The 21,318-nt window shown below is 58.4% G+C and carries 19 protein-coding genes; 8 read left to right on the top strand and 11 right to left on the bottom strand.

Annotated elements, in window-relative coordinates; translation table 11 throughout:
* Positions 1-3 precede the first annotated feature (3 nt).
* From nadC to yacG, 8 genes are all read left to right on the top strand, one after another.
* Positions 4-879, top strand: a complete 876-nt coding sequence (nadC, locus tag CF137_RS02620; protein ID WP_139717689.1) for a carboxylating nicotinate-nucleotide diphosphorylase — start codon at positions 4-6, stop codon at positions 877-879.
* Positions 880-1,205: 326 nt separating this feature from the next.
* Entirely contained in the window at positions 1,206-1,652 is a 447-nt protein-coding gene (locus tag CF137_RS02610; protein WP_139717687.1) for a pilin, read from the top strand.
* 7 nt (positions 1,653-1,659) lie between these two features.
* Complete coding sequence (gene tapB, locus CF137_RS02605; RefSeq protein ID WP_139717685.1) at positions 1,660-3,366, top strand: PilB family type IVa pilus assembly ATPase TapB; 1,707 nt, start codon at positions 1,660-1,662, stop codon at positions 3,364-3,366.
* Between the two features lie 240 nt (positions 3,367-3,606).
* A complete protein-coding gene (locus tag CF137_RS02600; protein WP_068978945.1) occupies positions 3,607-4,848 on the top strand; it encodes a type II secretion system F family protein in 1,242 nt (413 codons plus the stop codon).
* 143 nt (positions 4,849-4,991) lie between these two features.
* Positions 4,992-5,864: a prepilin peptidase gene (locus tag CF137_RS02595; protein WP_139717683.1), complete on the top strand. Its 873-nt coding sequence runs from the start codon at positions 4,992-4,994 to the stop codon at positions 5,862-5,864.
* Positions 5,865-5,867: 3 nt separating this feature from the next.
* Positions 5,868-6,482 (top strand): dephospho-CoA kinase, encoded by a 615-nt coding sequence (gene coaE, locus CF137_RS02590; protein WP_101320364.1) that lies wholly within the window; start codon positions 5,868-5,870, stop codon positions 6,480-6,482.
* Positions 6,483-6,519: 37 nt separating this feature from the next.
* Complete coding sequence (zapD, locus tag CF137_RS02585) at positions 6,520-7,242, top strand: cell division protein ZapD (protein WP_162515793.1); 723 nt, start codon at positions 6,520-6,522, stop codon at positions 7,240-7,242.
* Positions 7,243-7,254: 12 nt separating this feature from the next.
* Positions 7,255-7,449 (top strand): DNA gyrase inhibitor YacG, encoded by a 195-nt coding sequence (gene yacG / locus CF137_RS02580; RefSeq protein ID WP_042019568.1) that lies wholly within the window; start codon positions 7,255-7,257, stop codon positions 7,447-7,449.
* 70 nt (positions 7,450-7,519) lie between these two features.
* Here yacG and mutT read toward each other — a convergent pair whose 3' ends face one another.
* From mutT to murD, 11 genes are all read right to left on the bottom strand, one after another.
* On the bottom strand, positions 7,520-7,924 hold the full coding sequence (gene mutT / locus CF137_RS02575; RefSeq protein WP_139717679.1) for an 8-oxo-dGTP diphosphatase MutT: 405 nt from the start codon (positions 7,922-7,924) through the stop codon (positions 7,520-7,522).
* 165 nt (positions 7,925-8,089) lie between these two features.
* Positions 8,090-10,810, bottom strand: a complete 2,721-nt coding sequence (secA, locus tag CF137_RS02570) for a preprotein translocase subunit SecA (RefSeq protein WP_139717677.1) — start codon at positions 10,808-10,810, stop codon at positions 8,090-8,092.
* 58 nt (positions 10,811-10,868) lie between these two features.
* Positions 10,869-11,774, bottom strand: coding sequence for a M23 family metallopeptidase (locus tag CF137_RS02565; protein ID WP_139717675.1), 906 nt, complete (start codon positions 11,772-11,774; stop codon positions 10,869-10,871).
* A gap of 140 nt (positions 11,775-11,914) precedes the next feature.
* Positions 11,915-12,838, bottom strand: a complete 924-nt coding sequence (gene lpxC / locus CF137_RS02560) for a UDP-3-O-acyl-N-acetylglucosamine deacetylase (RefSeq protein WP_005336146.1) — start codon at positions 12,836-12,838, stop codon at positions 11,915-11,917.
* A gap of 99 nt (positions 12,839-12,937) precedes the next feature.
* Complete coding sequence (gene ftsZ, locus CF137_RS02555; RefSeq protein WP_042019576.1) at positions 12,938-14,089, bottom strand: cell division protein FtsZ; 1,152 nt, start codon at positions 14,087-14,089, stop codon at positions 12,938-12,940.
* 39 nt (positions 14,090-14,128) lie between these two features.
* Positions 14,129-15,388, bottom strand: coding sequence for a cell division protein FtsA (gene ftsA / locus CF137_RS02550; RefSeq protein ID WP_042019577.1), 1,260 nt, complete (start codon positions 15,386-15,388; stop codon positions 14,129-14,131).
* Complete coding sequence (locus tag CF137_RS02545; RefSeq protein WP_042019579.1) at positions 15,369-16,121, bottom strand: cell division protein FtsQ/DivIB; 753 nt, start codon at positions 16,119-16,121, stop codon at positions 15,369-15,371. The genes ftsA and CF137_RS02545 overlap by 20 nt, the downstream gene beginning before the upstream one ends.
* Positions 16,122-16,218: 97 nt before the next feature.
* Complete coding sequence (murC, locus tag CF137_RS02540; RefSeq protein ID WP_139717673.1) at positions 16,219-17,673, bottom strand: UDP-N-acetylmuramate--L-alanine ligase; 1,455 nt, start codon at positions 17,671-17,673, stop codon at positions 16,219-16,221.
* A gap of 100 nt (positions 17,674-17,773) precedes the next feature.
* Entirely contained in the window at positions 17,774-18,856 is a 1,083-nt protein-coding gene (gene murG, locus CF137_RS02535) for an undecaprenyldiphospho-muramoylpentapeptide beta-N-acetylglucosaminyltransferase (RefSeq protein ID WP_101348218.1), read from the bottom strand.
* A complete protein-coding gene (ftsW, locus tag CF137_RS02530; RefSeq protein ID WP_042019584.1) occupies positions 18,856-20,037 on the bottom strand; it encodes a cell division protein FtsW in 1,182 nt (393 codons plus the stop codon). The genes murG and ftsW overlap by 1 nt, the downstream gene beginning before the upstream one ends.
* Entirely contained in the window at positions 20,034-21,317 is a 1,284-nt protein-coding gene (gene murD / locus CF137_RS02525; protein WP_139717671.1) for a UDP-N-acetylmuramoyl-L-alanine--D-glutamate ligase, read from the bottom strand. The genes ftsW and murD overlap by 4 nt, the downstream gene beginning before the upstream one ends.
* Position 21,318 lies beyond the last annotated feature (1 nt).

The raw sequence follows: 21,318 nt of genomic DNA, 5'->3' as shown, positions 1-21,318 counted from the left end.
GGCATGTTTCAACAGGATGTCAGCCGCGCCGTGCGCGCCGCACTACTCGAAGATCTGGGCGATGCCCTCACCACACTGGATCAACCGGACGCCAGCGCCGATATCACCGCCCAGCTGATCCCGGCGGATCGGATGGCCAGCGCCCGGATCATCACCCGCGAAGCCGGGGTGTTCTGCGGCCAACCCTGGGTGGACGAGGTCTTTTTGCAACTCAATGCCCAGTTCGGTGGCGACGTGCAGGTCGAGTGGCAAGTGCAAGATGGCGAGCTGCTCACCCCCAACCAAGAGTTGTTCCGCCTGCACGGCCCTGCCCGCCTGCTGCTGACCGGCGAACGTACCGCGCTGAACTTCGTCCAGACTCTCTCCGGTGTCGCCACCCTTACCGCCCGCTATGCGGCAGAGCTGGCGGGCACCGACTGCCGCCTGCTCGACACCCGCAAGACCCTGCCGGGGCTGCGCACCGCCCAGAAGTATGCGGTCACCTGCGGCGGCGGCAAGAATCACCGCATCGGGCTCTATGACGCCTACCTCATCAAAGAGAACCATATCCTCGCCTGCGGCGGCATTGCCGAGGCGATTGGCGAAGCGCGCCGCCTCAATCCGGGCAAACCGGTGGAGGTGGAAGTTGAATCGCTGGCCGAGCTGGAACAGGCGCTAGAGGCAAACGCCGATATCGTGATGCTCGACAACTTCGATGTAGCCATGATGGGCGAGGCGGTCGCCATCAATCAGGGACGGGCCAAGCTGGAAGTCTCCGGCAATGTCACCCTCGACACCTTGGCTGAATTTGCCGCCACCGGGGTCGATTTTATCTCGGTAGGGGCACTGACCAAGCATGTGCGGGCGCTCGATCTCTCCATGCGCTTTATCCAGCAGTAAGGCAAACCACCGGGACTGAGCAAATACTCGACCTAACCGGATAAACAACTTGCAAAAGGCGCCATAGGCGCCTTTTCTTTATGCAGGATCCCGCAGCAAAGGAGTGTGATGATGGGTCTTCCCAAACCGCTAAAAAAGAGTCGATAGAAGCCGCTTATTTTATGATTTATATCATGTTTTTGGTAAATGATAGAAAAGTGGTTAACAAAGAGCGCGATCTCTGTTGCCACCCCTGATAGCTCGGATAAGATACTGACGTGCGGACGATTTTCTACCGGCACTTCCCAGGAACCAAGGATAAAAGGATATTTTCCATGAACAGCGAAATGAAGAAACAATCGGGTTTTACCCTTATTGAACTGATGATCGTGGTCGCCATCGTGGCCATTTTGGCGGCGGTAGCGCTGCCAGCGTACCAAACGTATACAGCGAAGGCTCGCTTTAGTGAAGTAATTGCGGCAACTGGTCCAGTAAAAACAGCCGTAGAACTATGTGTTCAATCAGGTACCGCAATAACTGCATGCGCTGCCAGTTCGAATGGAATTCCAGCAAACTTCACTGGTGCTACAGATAGAGGTGTCGTCGCAGCAATGAATCTTGCGACAGGCACATCAGCTGCGGGCCCCATCATCACTGCAACAGCTACTTCGGCTGTTGGGGGATTGACCTATATTCTTAGGAGCACACTGAATACCAATGGTCAGCTGATTTGGGCACACGATAAAACTGACGCAACTCAAGGCGGTACATGCGTCACGAGTGGAGCTTGCTAGGTTCATTATGACCTCTAGCCCTAATAGCGGCCTGGCGTTAAGCTTGGCCGCCTCTTCACTGATAAGTGAAGAGGACTCCCAGCGCTATCTGAGCCAGGCCAAGGCCCAGCGCAAGCACTTTGTCACCTTTCTGATCGAGAACGACATCCTCGACAGCAAGGCGCTCGCTGATTTTTGCGAGCTGGAGTATGGGGTACCTCTGTTGGATCTTGCCGCTTTCGATTTGGCCGAGATCCCGCAGAAGTACCTCAATCAAAAGCTGATTGAGAAACATCATGTGCTGCCCATCTATACCCAGGGCCACACCCTCTATATCGCCATGTCGGACCCGACTAATGTCTCGGCGTTGGAGGACTTTGGCTTCAGCTTCGGCCTGCATACCGAGGCGCTGCTGGTGGAGGAGAACAAACTCACCATCGCCATCGGCAAGTTGCTGGAGAGCGAAAACGATGCCCTCGGCATGGAAGAGATCGACGAGTCCGAGATCTCCGAACTCGAGGTCTCTGACGAAAACAGCCGGCTCGATGAGAGCGTTAATACCGCCGATGACGATGCCCCCATCGTCAAGTACATCAACAAGATCCTGATGGATGCCATCAAACGCGGCGCCTCCGACCTGCATTTTGAACCCTACGAGTTCAAGTATCGGGTGCGCTTTCGCATCGATGGCATTCTCCATGAAATCGCCACTCCGCCGGTCAACCTCTCCAATCGCTTCTCCGCCCGCCTCAAGGTAATGGCGCGGCTCGATATCGCCGAGCGGCGCTTGCCGCAAGATGGCCGCATCAAGTTGAAGCTATCGCGCAACAAGTCGATGGACATGCGGGTCAACACTCTGCCCACCATGTGGGGGGAGAAGATCGTTATCCGACTGCTCGACTCGTCGGCGGCCCGCCTCAATATCGAGCAGCTCGGCTTTGACGACCGGCAGAAGGCACAATACCTGCGGGCGCTGGCCAAGCCGCAAGGGATGATCCTGGTGACCGGCCCCACCGGCTCGGGCAAAACAGTCTCGCTCTATACCGGCCTCAATATTCTCAATACCACAGAGGTGAACATCTCCACTGCCGAAGATCCGGTGGAGATCAACCTGCCCGGGGTCAATCAGGTGCAGGTCAACCCCAAGGCGGGGCTCACCTTTGCCAGCGCCCTGCGCTCTTTCTTGCGGCAAGACCCGGACGTGGTGATGGTGGGGGAGATCCGCGATCTCGAAACCGCCGAAATCGCCATCAAGGCGGCGCAAACCGGCCACCTGGTGCTCTCCACCCTGCACACCAACTCCGCCGCCGAGACCCTGACCCGGATGATGAACATGGGAGTGCCCGCCTTTAACATCGCCTCCTCGGTGACCCTGATCATGGCCCAGCGGCTGGCCCGTAAACTGTGCGATCACTGCAAGGCGCCTGAAGTGGTGCCGGAAGCCGAACTGCTGGAGCTGGGTTTTACCTCACAGCAACTGTCGGCTGGCTTGCGGCTGTTCAAACCGGTCGGTTGCAAAGAGTGCTCGGCGGGCTACAAGGGGCGAGTCGGTATCTACGAAATCATGCTGATGTCTGAAAACATCGCCAAATTGATCATGCAAGGGGCCAACTCGCTGCAAATTGCCGCCATTGCCCAGAAAGAGGGGATGCGCACCCTGCGGATCTCCGGGCTGGAGAAGGCCCGGCTCGGCGTCACCAGCCTGGCTGAAATCAACCGGGTGACCACCAACTAGTTAGCGTGGCGAAGCGTTTCATCAGTTTGGTTGGCAAAGGGTATCGGTCGTTCACGAATACGGAACGGATGATAACCACGGCAACAGAGTAATCAGACATTCAAGTTACTGGGCTGGCGCCAAGAAGGTACCACCCACCCTATCAATACCCCTCAGGCATCAAGCCTGCCGGGCACCTTGACCCAGTTGGTGATGCGCAGAGCCCGGCTCTGACAACCAACCCCATTGCAGGATGCAGTCATGGCTACGCTAGCAAAAAAGAGTAATGCGCCAAAAAAAGTCTTCGCCTTCCGCTGGCACGGGGTCAATCGCAAAGGACAAAAAGTGTCCGGCGAACTGCAGGCTGACAGCATCAGTACCGTCAAGGCCGAGCTGCGCAAGCAAGGGGTCAACGTCACCAAGGTCGCCAAAAAATCCCAGGGGCTCTTCTCCAAGGGGGGCGCCAAGATCAAGCCGATGGATATCGCCATCGTGTCACGCCAGATCACCACCATGCTCTCTGCCGGGGTGCCGCTGGTGCAGAGCCTGCAGATCATCGCCCGCAGCCATGAAAAAGCGGCAATGCGCGAGCTGATGGGGCAAATTGCCTCCGATGTCGAGACCGGCACCCCGATGTCGGAGGCGCTGCGCCGCCATCCCCGCCACTTTGACGAACTTTATTGCGATCTGGTGGAGGCCGGTGAGCAATCCGGCGCACTGGAGACCATCTACGACCGTATCGCGACCTACCGGGAAAAATCGGAAGCGCTCAAGTCGAAGATCAAGAAGGCGATGTTTTACCCCGCCATGGTCATGCTGGTGGCCATTGTGGTGACCTCGATCCTGCTGTTGTTCGTGATCCCCCAGTTCGAGGATATTTTCAAAAGCTTTGGTGCCGAGTTACCGGCCTTCACCCAGTTTGTCATCGGCATCTCCCGCTTTATGCAGAACTGGTGGTACCTGATTTTTGGCGGTGTGGGGCTAGGGATCTTCCTCTATGTGCGTGCCTGGCGCGCCTCGCAAACGGTCAAAGACAACACCGACAAGTTTGTACTGACTATTCCGGTGGTCGGAATGATCCTCCACAAAGCGGCGATGGCGCGCTTTGCCCGTACCCTGTCGACCACCTTCTCAGCGGGTATCCCGCTGGTAGATGCGCTGATCTCGGCAGCTGGCGCCTCCGGTAACTATGTCTATCGCACCGCCGTGCTGGCCATTCGCAACGAGGTGGTGGCAGGGATGCAGATTAACGTGGCGATGCGCACGGTCGATCTCTTCCCGGACATGGTGATCCAGATGGTGATGATCGGTGAGGAGTCAGGCGCCATCGATGATATGCTCTCCAAGGTCGCCACCATCTTCGAACAGGAAGTGGATGATCTGGTCGATGGCCTCACCAGCCTGCTCGAACCCCTGATCATGGTGGTGCTCGGGGTATTAGTTGGTGGCATGGTGGTCGCCATGTACCTGCCCATCTTCAAGCTCGGTGATGTCATTGGCTAAGGATGCGCGATAGACCCGCGTGCCCGAGCCCTGCCACTGCAACGCTCGATTGCTCTGCGCTAACCAGACCGGTTCACACTGGCGATCCAGCCGGTCTGGTTTAACAGACCTTTTTTCACCCATTGTTAGTAACGGTTATTCTTATGCCTCTATTTATCGAGCTGGCTCACAGCTTGCCCTGGCTCTACCTCTCGCTGGTTTTTCTCTTCTCCCTGATGATCGGCAGCTTTCTCAACGTGGTGATCCACCGTTTGCCGATCATGCTGGAGCGGGAGTGGCAGGCGGAATATCGCGGCTACTTCGCTCCCGATGAGGAGGCCGCTTCAGCAGAGCGTTACAACCTGATGGTGCCACGCTCCGCCTGCCCTCACTGTGGTCACGCTATTACGGCGCTGGAGAATATCCCGCTGCTGAGCTGGCTCTGGCTCAAGGGGCGCTGCCGTGACTGCCAAGCCCCGATCTCGGCTCGCTATCCGTTGGTGGAGCTGTTGACCGCCTTGCTCTCGGTTACCGTTGCCATGGTGATTACCCCGGGTTGGGGCACGCTGGCCGCCCTGCTGCTGACCTGGATGCTGGTGGCCCTCACCTTTATCGATCTCGACAAGATGCTGCTGCCCGACCAGCTCACCCTGCCGCTGCTGTGGGGTGGCCTGCTTTTCAACCTGCTGGGTGGTTTTGTGCCACTGGGGGATGCGGTGATCGGCGCCATGGCCGGGTATCTGGTGCTCTGGAGCCTCTACTGGGCCTTCAAGCTGCTCACCGGCAAGGAGGGGATGGGTTATGGCGACTTCAAGTTACTGGCGGCACTGGGTGCCTGGCTGGGCTGGCAAGCATTGCCCATCGTGTTGCTGCTCTCATCCTTGGTCGGCGCCATTATCGGCATCGGCCTGATCGCCTTGCACAAGCACCATCAGGGCAAACCGATCCCCTTCGGCCCCTATCTCGCCATCGCGGGCTGGATCGCCCTGCTGTGGGGCGATACCATCACCCACTGGTATCTTCAGATGGTGCTCTAACCCATGTATGTAGTCGCAATTACCGGTGGCATTGGCAGCGGCAAGACCACCATCGCCAACCAGTTTGCCGAACTGGGCATCGAGGTAGTGGATGCCGATGTGATCGCCCGCGAGGTAGTGGCACCGGGTAGCCCGGCGCTGGCGGCCATCGCAGCGCATTTTGGCGCGGACCTCATCGATCCGGCCGGTCAGCTTGATCGTCGCCGCCTGCGCGAACAGATCTTTGCCGATCCACAGGCCAAGGGGTGGCTCAATGCCCTGCTCCACCCGCTCATTCGCAATGAAATGCTGCGCCAGTGCGCCGCTGCCCGCCCACCTTACTGCCTGCTGGTGGTGCCACTGCTGGTAGAGAACCAACTCACCACACTGGCCAACCGGGTGCTGGTAATCGATGTGGACGAAGCGACCCAGATTGAGCGCACCTGCCGCCGGGATGGGGTGTCAGCCGAACAGGCCCGTTTGATTATCGCGGCCCAAGCGAGCCGGTCAGAGCGTCTCGCTGCGGCAGATGATGTCATCGAAAACCACAATGGCGGCGAAATGGCGATTAAAACGCGGATTTTGGCGCTGCACGAAACATATCTGGCATTTGCCTCTCAACAAGCCCATCAACTGTGAGTACACTAGGCCGGTTTATGGCTGGCCAGGATTAGGCATGATTTACGATTTTCCTCTCAATGAAAAAAGCCGGACCTATCTTCGTCTGGAGTCTCTGTTTTCCCAGATCCGCGACAATCTGGAGAGCGACCAGCCTTGGGCACATATCGCCTTCTTCAAAGGGTTGTTTGACCTGCAAGAGTTGCTGGAACGGGGTGACCTGCGCGCCGATCTTATCAAGGATCTGGAGCGCCTCAGTCAGCGCCTGAGCCACTGGGCCAGCTTGCCTGACGTCGATCTGGAGCAGATCAAGCAGATGCAGCAAGAGAGCAGCCAGCTCTCCCGCAGTCTGCTCAAGTCCCCTCGCCCCGGCGCACGACTGAAAGAAGATCGCCAGCTTGCGGCGATCCGCCAGCGTTTCTCTATTCCCGGCGGCCTGTGTGCCTTCGATGTGCCGCAACTGCACCACTGGCTCGGTACCCCGGCCATTGCCCGTCACCAGCAGATGCAAGGCTGGCTTGCCGACATCAACTTGTTGATGAATTCCATTACCCTGCTACTGGGGCTATGGCGCGACTCGGGTGCTTTCAGCGAACAGGTTGCCAGCAACGGCTTCTTCCAGGATACCGCCGAGAGCGCCGAGCTGATCCGCATCAAGCTGCCAGCCAATCTCTCTTGCTACCCGACCCTGAGCGGCCATAAAAATCGCTTTGCCTTGCGGTTTTTGTCCACCTCTGAACAGCTGGTTGGTGATGTGCCGTTCCAGCTCGCTTGCTGTTAAGGAGACATCCCGATGGTCACCAAGGTTAAGTGCCCGACTTGCCAAACTGAACTGGAATGGGGTCCGCAGAGCCCGTTTCGCCCCTTCTGCAGCAAGCGCTGCCAGCTGATCGATCTGGGCGAATGGGCCGATGAAGAGAAGCGGATCCCCGGGGCGATCAACCCGGATCTGCTGCCAGAGCCGGAAGAGGGCGATCAGTGGCTATAAGCCAACGGTCACTCACCTCTGCAACATGAAAAAAGGGCCGAATGGCCCTTTTTCTTTTCTTGTTACCAGCTCACGCCAGGGTGCCCTGTAGCCGCGCCACAATCGGGCCATTGGCATCAGGGAACTGATAGTGATGCAGCTCTGTTACCGGCACCCACAAGCACTCCTGCCCCTCCTTGCCGAACGGCTCACCACTGAAGCGGGTCACCTTCCAGATATCCAGCAACACCTGCTTCTCGGGATAGTCGTGCTGCAACTCCATGAAGGGTGCACAATCCTGCACCCGGATACCGATCTCTTCCCACAGCTCCCGATCCAGCGCGCCGAGCAGATCTTCGCCTGACTCCACCTTGCCACCGGGAAATTCCCAGCGATCCCCCTGATGACGATCGGAGGATCGTTTGGCAATAAAGATCTCACCCTGCTCATTCTCGATGACGCCAACCGCCACCCAGATCCGCTTTTTCTGTTCCATCTTGTTACCTTTGCACTATCTGCTTAATCGAGCTGCTCGATACCGCCAATCCCTGATTAGCGCTCATATCCGCTCTAGCTTGATATCGACAACCCTGGCGGTCTTCGCTCGTTTGATAAAAACAAGGCGGGCACCGGGCCCGCCTTGTTATGGCATTGCGATCGATCAGGTCAACTGACCATGGCAATGCTTGTACTTTTTGCCGGAGCCACAAGGGCAAGGATCGTTGCGGCCAACCTTCTGCTCGTCGCGCACGAAGGTGGTGTGACCCTCTTCGCCTGCGGCCTCTTCATCGGCCAGCTGGCTCTCTGCGGCGGCGTGGGTGTAGGTACGGGGAGCGGCTTCTGCCTGCTGGCGCTGCTGCTCTTCCATCACTTCTACATCACGCTCTTGCACCTGAACCCGGCTCAGGATGCTGACTACATCGCGCTTGAGGGTTTCCAGCATCTGGGTAAACAGATCGAAGGATTCACGCTTGTACTCCTGCTTGGGGTTCTTCTGGGCATAACCACGCAGATGAATACCCTGACGCAGGTGATCCATGGCCGCCAGATGCTCCTTCCACAGGCCATCCAGGGTTTGCAACATCACCGCCTTCTCGAAGTTACGCAGCACTTCGACCCCGACCAGCTCCTGCTTGTGGCTATAGAGCTTGTTGGCTTCGTCCAGAATGCGCTCACGCAGCTTCTCTTCATAAAGCTTGTCATCTTCTGCCAGCCACTGTTGCAGCGGCAGATCCAGCCCGAAGTCAGCCTTCAAGCGTGCTTCCAGACCGGCGACATCCCACATCTCTTCCAGTGACTGGGGCGGAATGTACTCGTCGATCACAGCGCCATAGACATCGTCACGGATGACGTGAATGGTCTCGGAGATGTCGTTGGTATCCAGCAGCTCGTTGCGCTGCTCGTAAACCACCTTGCGCTGGTCATTGGCGACGTCATCAAATTCAAGCAAGCTCTTGCGGATGTCGAAGTTACGACCTTCCACCTTGCGCTGGGCGTTTTCGATCGCCTTGGTGACCCAAGGGTGCTCGATGGCTTCGCCCTCTTCCATGCCCAGCTTCTTCATCATGCCGGTCACGCGATCGGAGGCGAAGATCCGCATCAGGGTATCTTCCATGGAGAGGTAGAAACGGGAGGAACCCGGGTCACCCTGACGACCGGAACGGCCGCGCAGCTGGTTGTCGATACGACGGGATTCGTGACGCTCGGTACCGATAATGTGCAGACCACCGGCAGCCAGCACGGCATCGTGGCGCACCTGCCAGGCCGCTTTCAACTCGGCGACTTGCTCGCTGGACGGGCTCTCCAGCGTGGCAATCTCTGCCTGCCAGTTACCGCCCAGCACAATGTCAGTACCACGACCAGCCATGTTGGTCGCGATGGTGACCGCGCCAAGCTGGCCCGCCTGAGCGACAATTTCCGCTTCCATGGCGTGGAACTTGGCGTTCAACACCTTGTGCGGGATCTGCTCTTTGTTCAGGATGCCGGAGAGCAACTCGGAGTTTTCAATGGAGACGGTACCAACCAGTACAGGTTGGCCCTTGGCCACACACTGGCGGATATCTTCAACGATGGCGGCATACTTCTCATTGGCGGTCAGATAGACCAGATCGCCCATGTCCTTGCGCACCATCGGCTGGTTAGTCGGGATAACCACGGTATCCAGACCATAAATCTGCTGGAATTCAAAGGCTTCGGTATCTGCAGTACCTGTCATCCCCGCCAGCTTGTTGTAGAGACGGAAGTAGTTCTGGAAGGTGATCGAGGCCAGAGTCTGGTTCTCGTTCTGGATCTTGGCCCCTTCTTTCGCTTCAACCGCCTGATGCAGACCATCGGACCAGCGACGACCCGGCATGGTACGACCGGTGTGCTCATCGACAATGACGATCTCGTCCTTCTGGACGATGTAATCCACGTTGCGCTCAAACAGGGTGTGAGCACGCAGACCGGCGTTGACGTGGTGCAGCAGGCTGATATTGGTGGCAGAGAACAGGGAGTCATGCTCATCGAGCAGCCCCTCTTTCTTGAGCAGCTCTTCCACGAAAATCTGACCGTTTTCGGTCAGCAGGGCCTGACGGTTCTTTTCGTCAACCGTGTAGTGCCCCTCACCGGTGTACTCCTCGGTGTCTTCTTTGTCCTGCTTGACCAACAGCGGGATCAGCTTGTTGATCTGGGTATACATGGCAGAGCTGTCTTCAGCCGGGCCAGAGATAATCAGCGGGGTGCGGGCTTCATCGATCAGCACCGAGTCAACTTCATCCACCAGCGCATAGTTGAGCGGACGCTGGACGCGCTGCTCCGGCGAGAACGCCATGTTGTCGCGCAGGTAGTCAAAACCGAATTCGTTGTTGGTACCGTAGGTAATATCGGCAGCATAAGCGTCACGCTTTTGCGACGCATCCATACCTGGCACGTTGCAATCCACGGTCATGCCGAGGAAGGTGAACAGCGGACGGTTGGCTTCGGCATCGCGCTTGGCCAGATAGTCGTTCACTGTCACCACGTGGACGCCACGACCGCTCAGGGCATTGAGGTACGCTGGCAGGGTTGCGGTCAGGGTTTTACCTTCACCGGTCTTCATTTCAGCGATGCGGTTGGAATCCAGCACCATGCCGCCGATCAGCTGCACGTCGAAGTGACGCATGCCGAACACCCGCTTGGAGGCTTCACGCACGGTCGCGAATGCTTCCGGCAACAGCTGCTCCAGGGTCTCACCCTGCTCCAGACGCTGACGGTACTCGGCCGTCTTGGCCTGCAGCTCAGAGTCAGACAGAGCTTCGAACTGAGGCTCCATTGCATTGATTTGTTTTACAATTTTGCGCAAAGCCTTGAGCGTTCTATCGTTCCGGCTGCCAATAATCTTGGTAAGCAGTGTGCTAATCATGGGTACCAACTATTTCTGGTTATAAAAGCGTTCCGTCATGGGAACCTGGAGAAAAAACCTAACCCCGTCCGGCACTCAGAAAGCGTGCGGGGTTGACCTGACGACCGTCTTTCAACACTTCGTAATGCAAATGGACGCCGGTCGCGCGACCGGTGCGCCCCATCAAGGCAATCTTCTGGCCCTGATCAACCAGGGTGCCCACTTCGACCAGCAGCTTGGAGTTGTGAGCGTAACGGGTGACCAGACCATTGCCGTGATTAATCTCCACCATATTGCCAAATTCCGGATGACGTCCCGCCCAACTGATAATACCGGGACCGGTGGCCAGAATGGGAGTGCCTGGTTTACCACGGAAATCGACACCTTTATGCATTTTGGCTCGCCCATTGAACGGATCAACCCGTCCACCAAACCCGGACGAGACCCAAACTCGTTCCTGTTTGACTGGCGTGCCAGAAATAAAGCCAGCATCGGTGATATGGTGATTCATGATGAAAGATTCAAGTACCGACAGCTGCTCTTCGCGGCTACTGAGTTGCTGGCTAAGGTGTTTCATCGAGGCTTGCAGCTCGTTGAGGTTCACTTCCAGCTCTTCATCATAAGAAGGGCCGCCCATGGGAGGCAGCTCTTTGAAATTGAACTCGTCAGGATCGAGATCTGCCTGTTCGGTCAGTCGCTCACCGAGGGCATTCAAACGCCCCAACTGACCCTGCATGGTGCCCACCTGAGCCGCCAGCATTGCTAACTGCTCACGAGCCTCGTCACCACTCTGGTCGACAGACTGCTGCTCGGCAACGGCCAGCGCCACTTCCAGCGCTTCCATTTTCTGGTGCCAGCTCTGCCAGAGCCAACCACCACCAAGAATGGCCAAAGAGAAGAGGATACCGCCGACCCAAGCCAGACGTTGTTTGGGTAAGTGCAACCTGCGTCGCTGCTTGCCGTGGAGGATCAGGGTAATGCTCATAGAAATCTGTCTGCTCGGTCAGGTGCGGCCAACAGCCTGCACAGGAAATAAAACCGGGAGATAATCGGTATTAAAGGATGGAGTCAATAAATGACGGAACGTCGGTGCGGAGAGAGGACCGACGTTCCGTTGCACAGCTATCAGGCCAGAACCAGACCGTTGTCGTAGTAAGCGATAGGCGCTTTGTCGCCCTCACCCTCGAAGGTCACCAGTTCCCAAGCCTCCTGCTCGGCCAGCAAGGCACGCAGCAGCTTGTTGTTCAGGGCATGTCCGGTTTTGTAAGCACGGAACTCACCGATGATGCTGCGGTTACACATATAGAGGTCACCGATCGCATCGAGCATCTTGTGCTTGACGAATTCGTCCTCATAACGCAAACCGTCTTCGTTCAGCACCCGATAATCGTCCAGTACCACGGCGTTTTCCAGGCTTCCGCCCAGCGCCAGGTTCTGGGAACGCAGGTACTCGATATCGCGCATGAACCCGAAAGTGCGGGCACGGCTGATCTCTTTCACGAAGGAGGCACCGGAGAAGTCCAGTACGCAGCGCTGATTGCGCCCTTCAAACACCGGATGCTGGAAATCGATCTCGAGATCCATCTTGAAGCCGTTGCGATAGGGGTGGAATTCCGCCCACTTGTCGCCGTCTTCAACCCGGATGCTCTTCTTGATCCGCACAAACTGCTTGGCAGCATTTTGCTCACGGATCCCGACTTCCTGCAGCAGGTAGATAAAGGGATGCGCACTGCCGTCCATCACCGGGATCTCGGGCGCGTCAACCTCGACATAGAGGTTGTCGATCCCCATCCCGGCCAGCGCGGCAGAGAGGTGCTCAATGGTTGAGACACGGACGCCGGCTTCGTTGACCAGTGCGGTACAGAGCACGGTATCGCGCACCTGATCGGCATTGGCTGGCAGCTCTACCACAGGATTCAAGTCGGTACGCAAGTAAACGATTCCTGTGTTCACAGGTGCCGGACGGAACGTCATTGTGACTTTCCGGCCCGAATGCAAGCCGACGCCAGTCGCCTGTACACTCGTTTTCAAGGTTCTTTGTCTAATCATGGGTGTACCCTACACAGCTTAAATTCCGGACCAGATGGTCGTTGGCTGGCCATCTTAGCACAATCCTTGAACAACAAACAAACGAGAGCCATAAGAGGCTTAGTCAGCTTGCTTGCGCAGGAATGCCGGAATATCCAGGTAATCCGGTTCGCGACGAGCTTGCGGCTCGGCGTTGACCACCTTGGCCGGGGCTTCGTCCATCACACGGCCTTGCATCATGTCGCTCACCAGCGGCTGACGTACCGGGCGCTCTTGCACCTGGCTGCTCTTGACCAGGGTGATGTCCGGCTTGCGCTCGGCACCGATACCGGTCGCAACCACGGTGACACGCAGTTCGTCGTGCATTTCCGGGTCGATTACGGTACCCACAACAACGGTAGCGTTCTCGGAAGCGAAGGCCTTGACCGCGTTACCCACGGTTTCGAACTCTTCAATGGTCATGTCCATGCCGGCGGTGATGTTGACCAGGATGCCACGGGCACCGGCCAGATCCACATCTTCCAGCAGCGGGCTGGAGATGGCTTTTTCGGCCGCTTCTTCGGCACGGTCATCACCTGAGGCGGAACCGGTACCCATCATGGCAGTACCCATTTCACGCATCACGGTACGCACGTCCGCGAAGTCGACGTTGATCAAGCCCGGACGGGTGATCAGCTCGGCGATACCCTGCACCGCGCCCAGCAATACATCGTTGGCAGCCTTGAAGGCATCCAGCAGGGAGATGCCGCGACCCAGCACCTTCAGCAACTTGTCGTTGGGGATGGTGATCAGGGAGTCGACGTTCTTGGAAAGCTCTTCGATACCATGGGCAGCAAACGCCATCCGCTTCTTCCCTTCGAAGGAGAACGGCTTGGTCACCACGGCAACGGTCAGGATGCCCATCTCGCGCGCCACTTCGGCCACGATCGGTGCAGCACCGGTACCGGTACCGCCACCCATACCGGCAGCAATGAACACCATGTCAGAACCGGTCAGCAGCTCACGCAGCGCTTCGCGATCTTCCATGGCCGCATCACGACCCACTTCCGGATTGGCACCAGCACCCAGACCCTTGGTGATGCCACCACCGATCTGCAAGGTGGTGTTGGCACTGGAATTACGCAGCGCCTGGGCATCGGTGTTGACGGTAATAAACTCAACACCTTCAATATTTTGACGAACCATGTGCTCGACAGCGTTGCCGCCGCCGCCACCTACACCGATCACTTTAATGACGGCTTCGTCAGTGTGGCTATCCATAAATTCAAACATGTTGTCTCTCCGCTTTATTTGCCTGACTCAGCAAAATTCTTAGAACTCGCCACGCAGCCAGTTGCTAACCCGTTTGACCAGGCCACCGACACTTGCCTTGGCGGTATATTCTTTGTTGCTACCAGTGGCTTGATGGGTGCGGCCATATTGCAGCAACCCGACTGCTGTCGAGTACACCGGTGCCTGCACGTAATCACTCAAACCACGTATGTTCATGGGCTCTCCCACCCGGACCTGGCATTGGAAGACCTGCTCTGCACACTCCACAATGCCTTCGATCTGGGCTGCGCCGCCGGTCAAGACCACACCGGCTGCCAGCTGATGCTTGACTCCCTGCGCTTTCAGTTCGCTTTGTACCCGCACCAGCTCATCATTCACCATGGAGAGCAACTCGGTGTAACGGGGCTCAATCACTTCAGCCAGTGTCTGCCGTTGCAGGCTACGCGCCGGACGACCGCCGACACTGGGCACTTCAATCGTGTCTTCTTTGCTGACCAGACGGCCGAGGGCGCAGCCGTAGCGCACCTTGATCGCTTCCGCATCGAGCGGCGGGGTGCCGAAGGCGTAGGCGATATCGCTGGTCACTGTGCTGCCGGCGTACGGGATCACCTTGGTGTGACGCAGGGCACCGCCGGTAAACAGCGACATGTCCATGGTGCCACCACCGATGTCCACCACGCAGACACCCAGCTCTTTCTCATCTTCGGTCAACACGGCATAGCTGGAGGCCAACGCGGAGAAGATCAGCTGATCCACCCGCAATCCCACCTTCTCCACACATTTTTCAATGTTGCGGGCCATGTCGTTGTGGCAGGTGATCAGGTGCACCTTGGCGGCCATCCGCACACCGGACAGGCCAACCGGATTCTTGATCCCTTCCTGATAGTCGATGGCGAACTCCTGAGGCAGCACATGCAGCACCCGCAGCTCGTCGGAGAGACGGACCGACTTGGCGGTATGGATGACGTTGTCCACGTCCTCCTGGGTCACCTCCTCATCGGAGATGGGCACCATACCGGTCTCATTGCGGCAGTCAATATGCTTGCCGGACAATCCCAGATAAACCGAGCTTATTTGGCAATCGGCCATCATTTCGGCCTCTTCTACCGCACGACGCAGTGACTTGACCACGGAGTCGAGATCATTGACCCCGCCCTTCTCCATTCCGCGGGAAGCGTGACTACCCATGCCGATGACATTCAGTTCACCGTCCGGCAATACTTCCCCGACCAGAACCGCCACCTTGGTTGTGCCGATATCCAGTCCGACAATCAAATTCCTATCTGCGGTGTTGGTCATGCACTTTCTCTTCGCTCTTCTTCCAGCCAACTGCCACTCCGGTGTCGTATCGAAGATCCACGTAGGCAACCTGCGCACGGGGTTCGATCACCGGGAAGGCATCGATAAACCGCTGTAACCGGAGCGCAATATCGTTGCGCCCGAGGAACAGCTTGATGTTGCCATCCAGGGTCAGTTCCCAGGCATGGCGCGAGGTCAAATTCACCCCTTGCAACGTATATCCTTTGGCAGCCAGCTGCGACTGGTACTGCCGACTCTCTTTTAACACCCGGGCAGCCTGGTCATCCGGCCCTGACAGTTGCAGCAGCGGCGTCTTGACTCTGTCCGGGGCACTGAACACCTTGCCCTTGGCATTGACGAAGCGATTACCATTCCAGCGCGCCGCCACATCCTGTTCAGTGAGGTAGATCTTGATCTTGTTCGGCCACTTTTTTCGTACCGAGACCTGAGCTACCCATGGCAGGGCATTGAGCCGTGCCTGTAATTCGTTGACATCCAACTCGAAGAAGTTGCGCAGCTCGGCGCCATCCAGCACGGCCAGCCGCAACTCCTCGGTTTCCAAATACTGGTGTTGCCCCTGTAGCAACAGCTCGCTCATGGGCAACCGGTTGGCATCTGTCAGCCAACCTTTAACATCCAGCGCAGTCTGATAGCAGCCCCATAACACCAGCAGGAAAAACACTACGCCTGCGATGAAGCCACCCTTGGTGCGCCCTTCTGCCCTTGCCTCCACCCGACGATCCCCGTGTAACGCGCTAAACCGGCCTTTTGACAGACCGGTTCGCCATTATATAGGCCCCGGCTTGGCGGTCAAAATACTCATTGGGCCCTCAGGCGCCAGATTTCATGCTATCTATGCTCAATTTCATCTCTCCGAGACGACGGGCAAGCGCCCCGACGTTGCCGGCACCCTGAGTCAGCACCAAATCGCCCTCGCCGATCAGGTCGGCCAGCACGGCTGGCACGTCATCTGGCGTGGCAACGAAGATGGGTTCGAGGTTGCCACGGGAGCGAATGGAGCGGCACAGTGCCCGTCCGTCGGCACCCGGGATCGGCTCCTCACCGGCAGCATAAACCTCCAGCATCACCAGCACGTCTACCTTGGAGAGCACGTCAGCGAAGTCCTCGTAGAGGTCGCGGGTGCGGGTATAGCGGTGCGGCTGGAATACCATCACCAACCGCTGGTCAGGCCAACCGGCACGGGCGGCGTTGATGGTGACCTTCACTTCGCTCGGATGGTGACCGTAGTCGTCTACCAGCATCGCCTTGCCGCGACCAGTTTCGAACTCGCCATATTGCTGGAAACGGCGCCCCACCCCTTCAAACTTGGCCAGCGCAGAGATAATCGCCTCATCGCTGACACCGTCCTCGGTCGCGACAGCTATCGCCGCTGCAGCGTTCAATGCGTTGTGAATACCCGGCAAATTGAGGGTGACCTGCAACTCACCGGCATCTTTACGACGCACCCGGAAGCAGCTGTGGTTGGTGGTCTGGACAAAATCCAGCACCTGTACGTCGGCATCGTCAGCGAGACCGTAGGTCAGGGTCGGGCGGGCAATCTCGGGCAACATGCCACGGATCACCGGATCATCGACGCAGACCACCGCCAACCCATAAAAAGGCAGGTTGTGCAAAAACTCGATAAAGGTGGCTTTCAGTTTGGCGAAATCGCCACCGTAGGTTTCCATGTGATCCGCTTCGATGTTGGTCACGATAGAGACCATCGGTTGCAGATGCAGGAAGGAGGCATCGCTCTCGTCCGCCTCGGCGATCAGATAGCGGCTGCTGCCCAGGCGAGCGTTGGTACCGGCGCTATTGAGCAGACCACCGATGACGAAAGTCGGGTCACGGTCAGCTTCGGCATAGATGCTCGCCACCAGACTGGTGGTGGTGGTCTTGCCGTGAGTACCGGCGATGGCGATGCCATGACGAAAACGCATCAGCTCGGCCAGCATCTCGGCGCGGCGCACCACCGGTATCCGCTGCTCGCGGGCAGCAAGCAGCTCGGGGTTATCCTGCTTGATGGCGGTAGAGACCACCACCACGCTGGCGCCCTCGATATGCTCGGCACTGTGACCAACGAAGATGTGAGCGCCCAATCCGGCCAACCGCTCGGTCACTGCATTACGGGCCAAGTCAGACCCTGTTACCTGATACCCTTCGTTGGCAAGCACTTCAGCGATCCCGCCCATACCGGCACCACCTATGCCGATAAAGTGAATGCGACGCACGCGGCGCATTTCGGGGATCACAGTACGCAGTTTTGCCAATTCAACCTTGGTCATAATCGTCTCGCTAGTCTGCCGCTGGCCGTGTGCTGTCACACGGCGGCATCAATATAGTCAGGTACAAGGCTGCACGGTGTCACCGCTGCAACCTTGCTCATCAATCTTTACCACTCTGCCCGGTTGCGAGTCGCTTACACTCGTCCGCTACCCGCTCAGCCGCATCCGTAATAGCCACGCGACGGGCCGCCTTCGCCATGTTAAACAGGGTCTCCCGGCGACCAGCCAGCCAGGTCAGACGCGCCGCCAGCGAAACGGTATTCAACTCGGACTGGGGCAGGAACTCGGCCGCACCACCGTCGACCAGCGTCAGGGCGTTACGGGTCTGGTGATCATCCACCGCATGGGGCAAGGGCACGAAAATGGCGGCCACACCGGCGGCGGCCACTTCTGAGACCGTCAGGGCCCCCGCTCGGCAAACCACCAGATCGGCCCAGGCATAGGCAGCGGCCATATCCTTGATAAATTCGCTCACCTCGGCATTGATGCCGTGTTGGGTGTAGGCGGCGGAGACCGTCTCGCCATTGCCTTTGCCACACTGGTGACGCACTGCAATCGGCACACCGGCCGCCGCCACTGCTGCGGGCACCTGCTCATTGAGCACCCGGGCCCCCAGACTGCCACCAACGATCAGCAGATTCAGCGGCTCGCTGCTGCTGCGCAGTTGCGGATCCGGCAAGGCCACCACTTCCGGGCGCACCGGGTTACCCACCACAGCGGTGCGACGGCTCGGGGCGAAGGCCCCCGGAAATGCCATCAACACTCGCTTGGCGATGCGCGCCAACAATTTGTTGGTCATACCGGCAGCGGCATTCTGTTCATGGAGCAGCAACGGGATGCCGGAAAACCAGGCTGCCACGCCACCCGGCCCGGAGGCAAAGCCCCCCATGCCGAGTACCACATCAGGGCGAACGGTCTTGAGCACCTGACGCGCCTGCAGGATCGACTTGACGATACGGTAGGGCGCCACCAGCAACCGCTTGATGCCGTTGCCGCGCACCCCCTGAATATCAATAAAGGAGATGGGATAGCCATGGGCAGGCACCAATTCAGCCTCCATCCGGTCGGCAGTGCCGAGCCAGTGGACAGTCCAGCCCTGGGCCTTTAGGCGATCAGCCACGGCCAGACCGGGGAACACATGTCCCCCGGTACCGCCCGCCATCACCAACAGAGTCTTGCTCACTAAACCTCCCGCACGCGCGCCTGGGCTGTCGCCTGACGCAACTCAAAATCGATTCGAATCAACATGCTCACCGCCACCGTCATGATGATGAGACTGGAACCGCCATAACTGACCAGCGGCAGGGTCAAGCCCTTGGTCGGCATCATGCCACTGGCCGCCCCGACGTTAACGAAGGTCTGAAAGCTGAACCAGATGCCGATACCAATGGCCAGATAGCCGTCATAGAGCCGATCTGCCACCAGCGCCCGATGACCCAGCTTGAGTGCCTTGATCGCCAGCGCAAAAATCAGGAACAGGGCGCCCAGCACCCCAACATAACCGAGCTCTTCACCGAGGATCGCAAACACGAAGTCGGTGTGCGCTTCCGGCAGGTACTCCATTTTCTGGATGGAGTTGCCAAGCCCCTCACCAAACCAGCTGCCGCGGCCAAATGCCATCAGCGACTGAGTCAACTGGTAGCCACTACCAAACGGATCGGCCCAGGGGTCCATAAAAGAGGTAACCCGTCTCATCCGGTACGGTGCGGCAATGATCAGCATCACTACCACCCCCAGCCCGGCACCGATCAGGGTGATAAATTGCCCCAACTTTGCGCCCGCCAGGAACAGCATGCCGAACGAGGTGACGAACATTACCACGGTGGAACCGAGATCAGGCTGCAACAGCAGTAAACTTGCCAGTACGCCGAATACCGCCAACGGCTTGAGGAAACCAAACCAGGCTTCCCGTACTTCGCTCTGACGGCGCACCAGATAACCGGCCAGATAGACAAACAGCGCCAGTTTGCCAAATTCCGCAGGCTGCAGGTTGAAGGGGCCGAGCGGCAACCAGCGCACCGCACCGTTGACGTTGCGACCCACCAGCAGCACCAGCACCAACATCAGGATCGCCAGCACCAGCATAGGGCCGTTGTACTGTTGCCAGCGGGCCATCGGCACCTGCAGCACAAACCAGGAGATCCCCAGCGCCATCACCAGAAACAGGCCATGCCGCTTGACGAACATAAAGGGGTCATCCCCCAGTGCAATCCCTTCCGGGATCGACGCCGAGGCAACAATGACCACCCCGACTGCCATCAGGGAGAGCGCCAGCAGTACCAGCTGCCGATCGTAAAGACCGGCAGGGCGCGCCGGTAACAACCAGCGCTGGAACAGACCTGCTGCTGCGCGAAGGGCGTTCATAGCATCTGTACCATCTCGGTGAAGCGGTCGCCGCGCACCTCGAACGACTTGAACTGATCAAGACTGGCGCAGGCCGGAGCCAGTAGCACCCAGTCACCGGGCTTGGCATCCGCCGCCGCCTTGGCAACCGCGGCAGCCAGATCGGCCACCAGCTCAGTCTGCTCGCCCAGCGCCAGCAGCACCTCGGCATCCTGACCGAAGCAGTACATGTGATCGATCTGGCTGCCCAGCAGCGCCTGGATCGGGCCAAAATCCTGTCCCTTGCCCTGACCACCGGCCAGCAGCAACAGGCGTCCCTTGACCGACTCGCGCACCCCGGCCACGGCAGCCAGAGTGGCCCCCACGTTGGTGGCCTTGGAGTCGTTGATCCAGCGCACTCCGTTTACCTCCCGCACAAAGCGGGCACGGTGAGGCAAGCCTTCAAAGCGGCGCAGCACGGTGAGCTGGGCGGCACGGGGAATACCAACCGCATCGCACAGCGCCATGGCGGCCAGCGCGTTGGCCTGGTTGTGGGCGCCGACGATCTTCATCTCGTCCACCGCCAGCAGCGGTTCGCCATGCAGGGTCAGCCAGTAGCGGCCATCCAGCGGGCAGCGGCCGTAGCCATTGCAATCGAGGCCAAAGCTCTGCCACACCTGACCCACATCGGGCAGGGTCTGGGCATCGTCGCGATTGACCAGAATGTGTTTGGAGTGCTGATGGATCTCCATCTTGGCGGCGCGATAGTCGGCCATGCCCTGATAGCGATCCATGTGATCTTCGGAGAGATTGAGCACCACGGAGGCCGCAGCACGCAGACTGTAGGTGGTCTCGAGCTGGAAGCTGGAGAGCTCCAGCACGCAGAGATCCATCGGTTGCTTGAGCAACTCCAGCGCCGGGATGCCGATATTGCCACCGACGCCAACCTTGAGCCCGGCTTCGGCAATCATCTCGCCCACCAGGGTAGTGACAGTGCTCTTGCCGTTGGAGCCGGTGATGGCGATGACCGGGGCCTGGGTTTCGCGGACAAACAGCTCGATGTCGCCGATGATCTGCACGCCACGCTCGGCGGCGGCTTTCAGCTCGGGAGTTGCCAGCGCAATACCGGGACTCGCCACTATCATGTGTGCCTGCTTGAGCAGCGTTTCATCTAGCCCGTGGATCAACGCCACCTCCGGCGGCAGTTGATCCTTGCCGGGCGGGTTGGCGCGGGTATCCATCACCAGCGGCGTCACGCCACGGCTGAGGAAATAATCGACACAGGAGAGTCCGGTTTTGCCCAATCCGATGATGATGACCATG

Source organism: Aeromonas sobria, from assembly GCF_006243315.1.
GTDB lineage: Bacteria > Pseudomonadota > Gammaproteobacteria > Enterobacterales > Aeromonadaceae > Aeromonas > Aeromonas sobria_A.
This window is presented reverse-complemented; position numbering and strand designations above follow the sequence as displayed.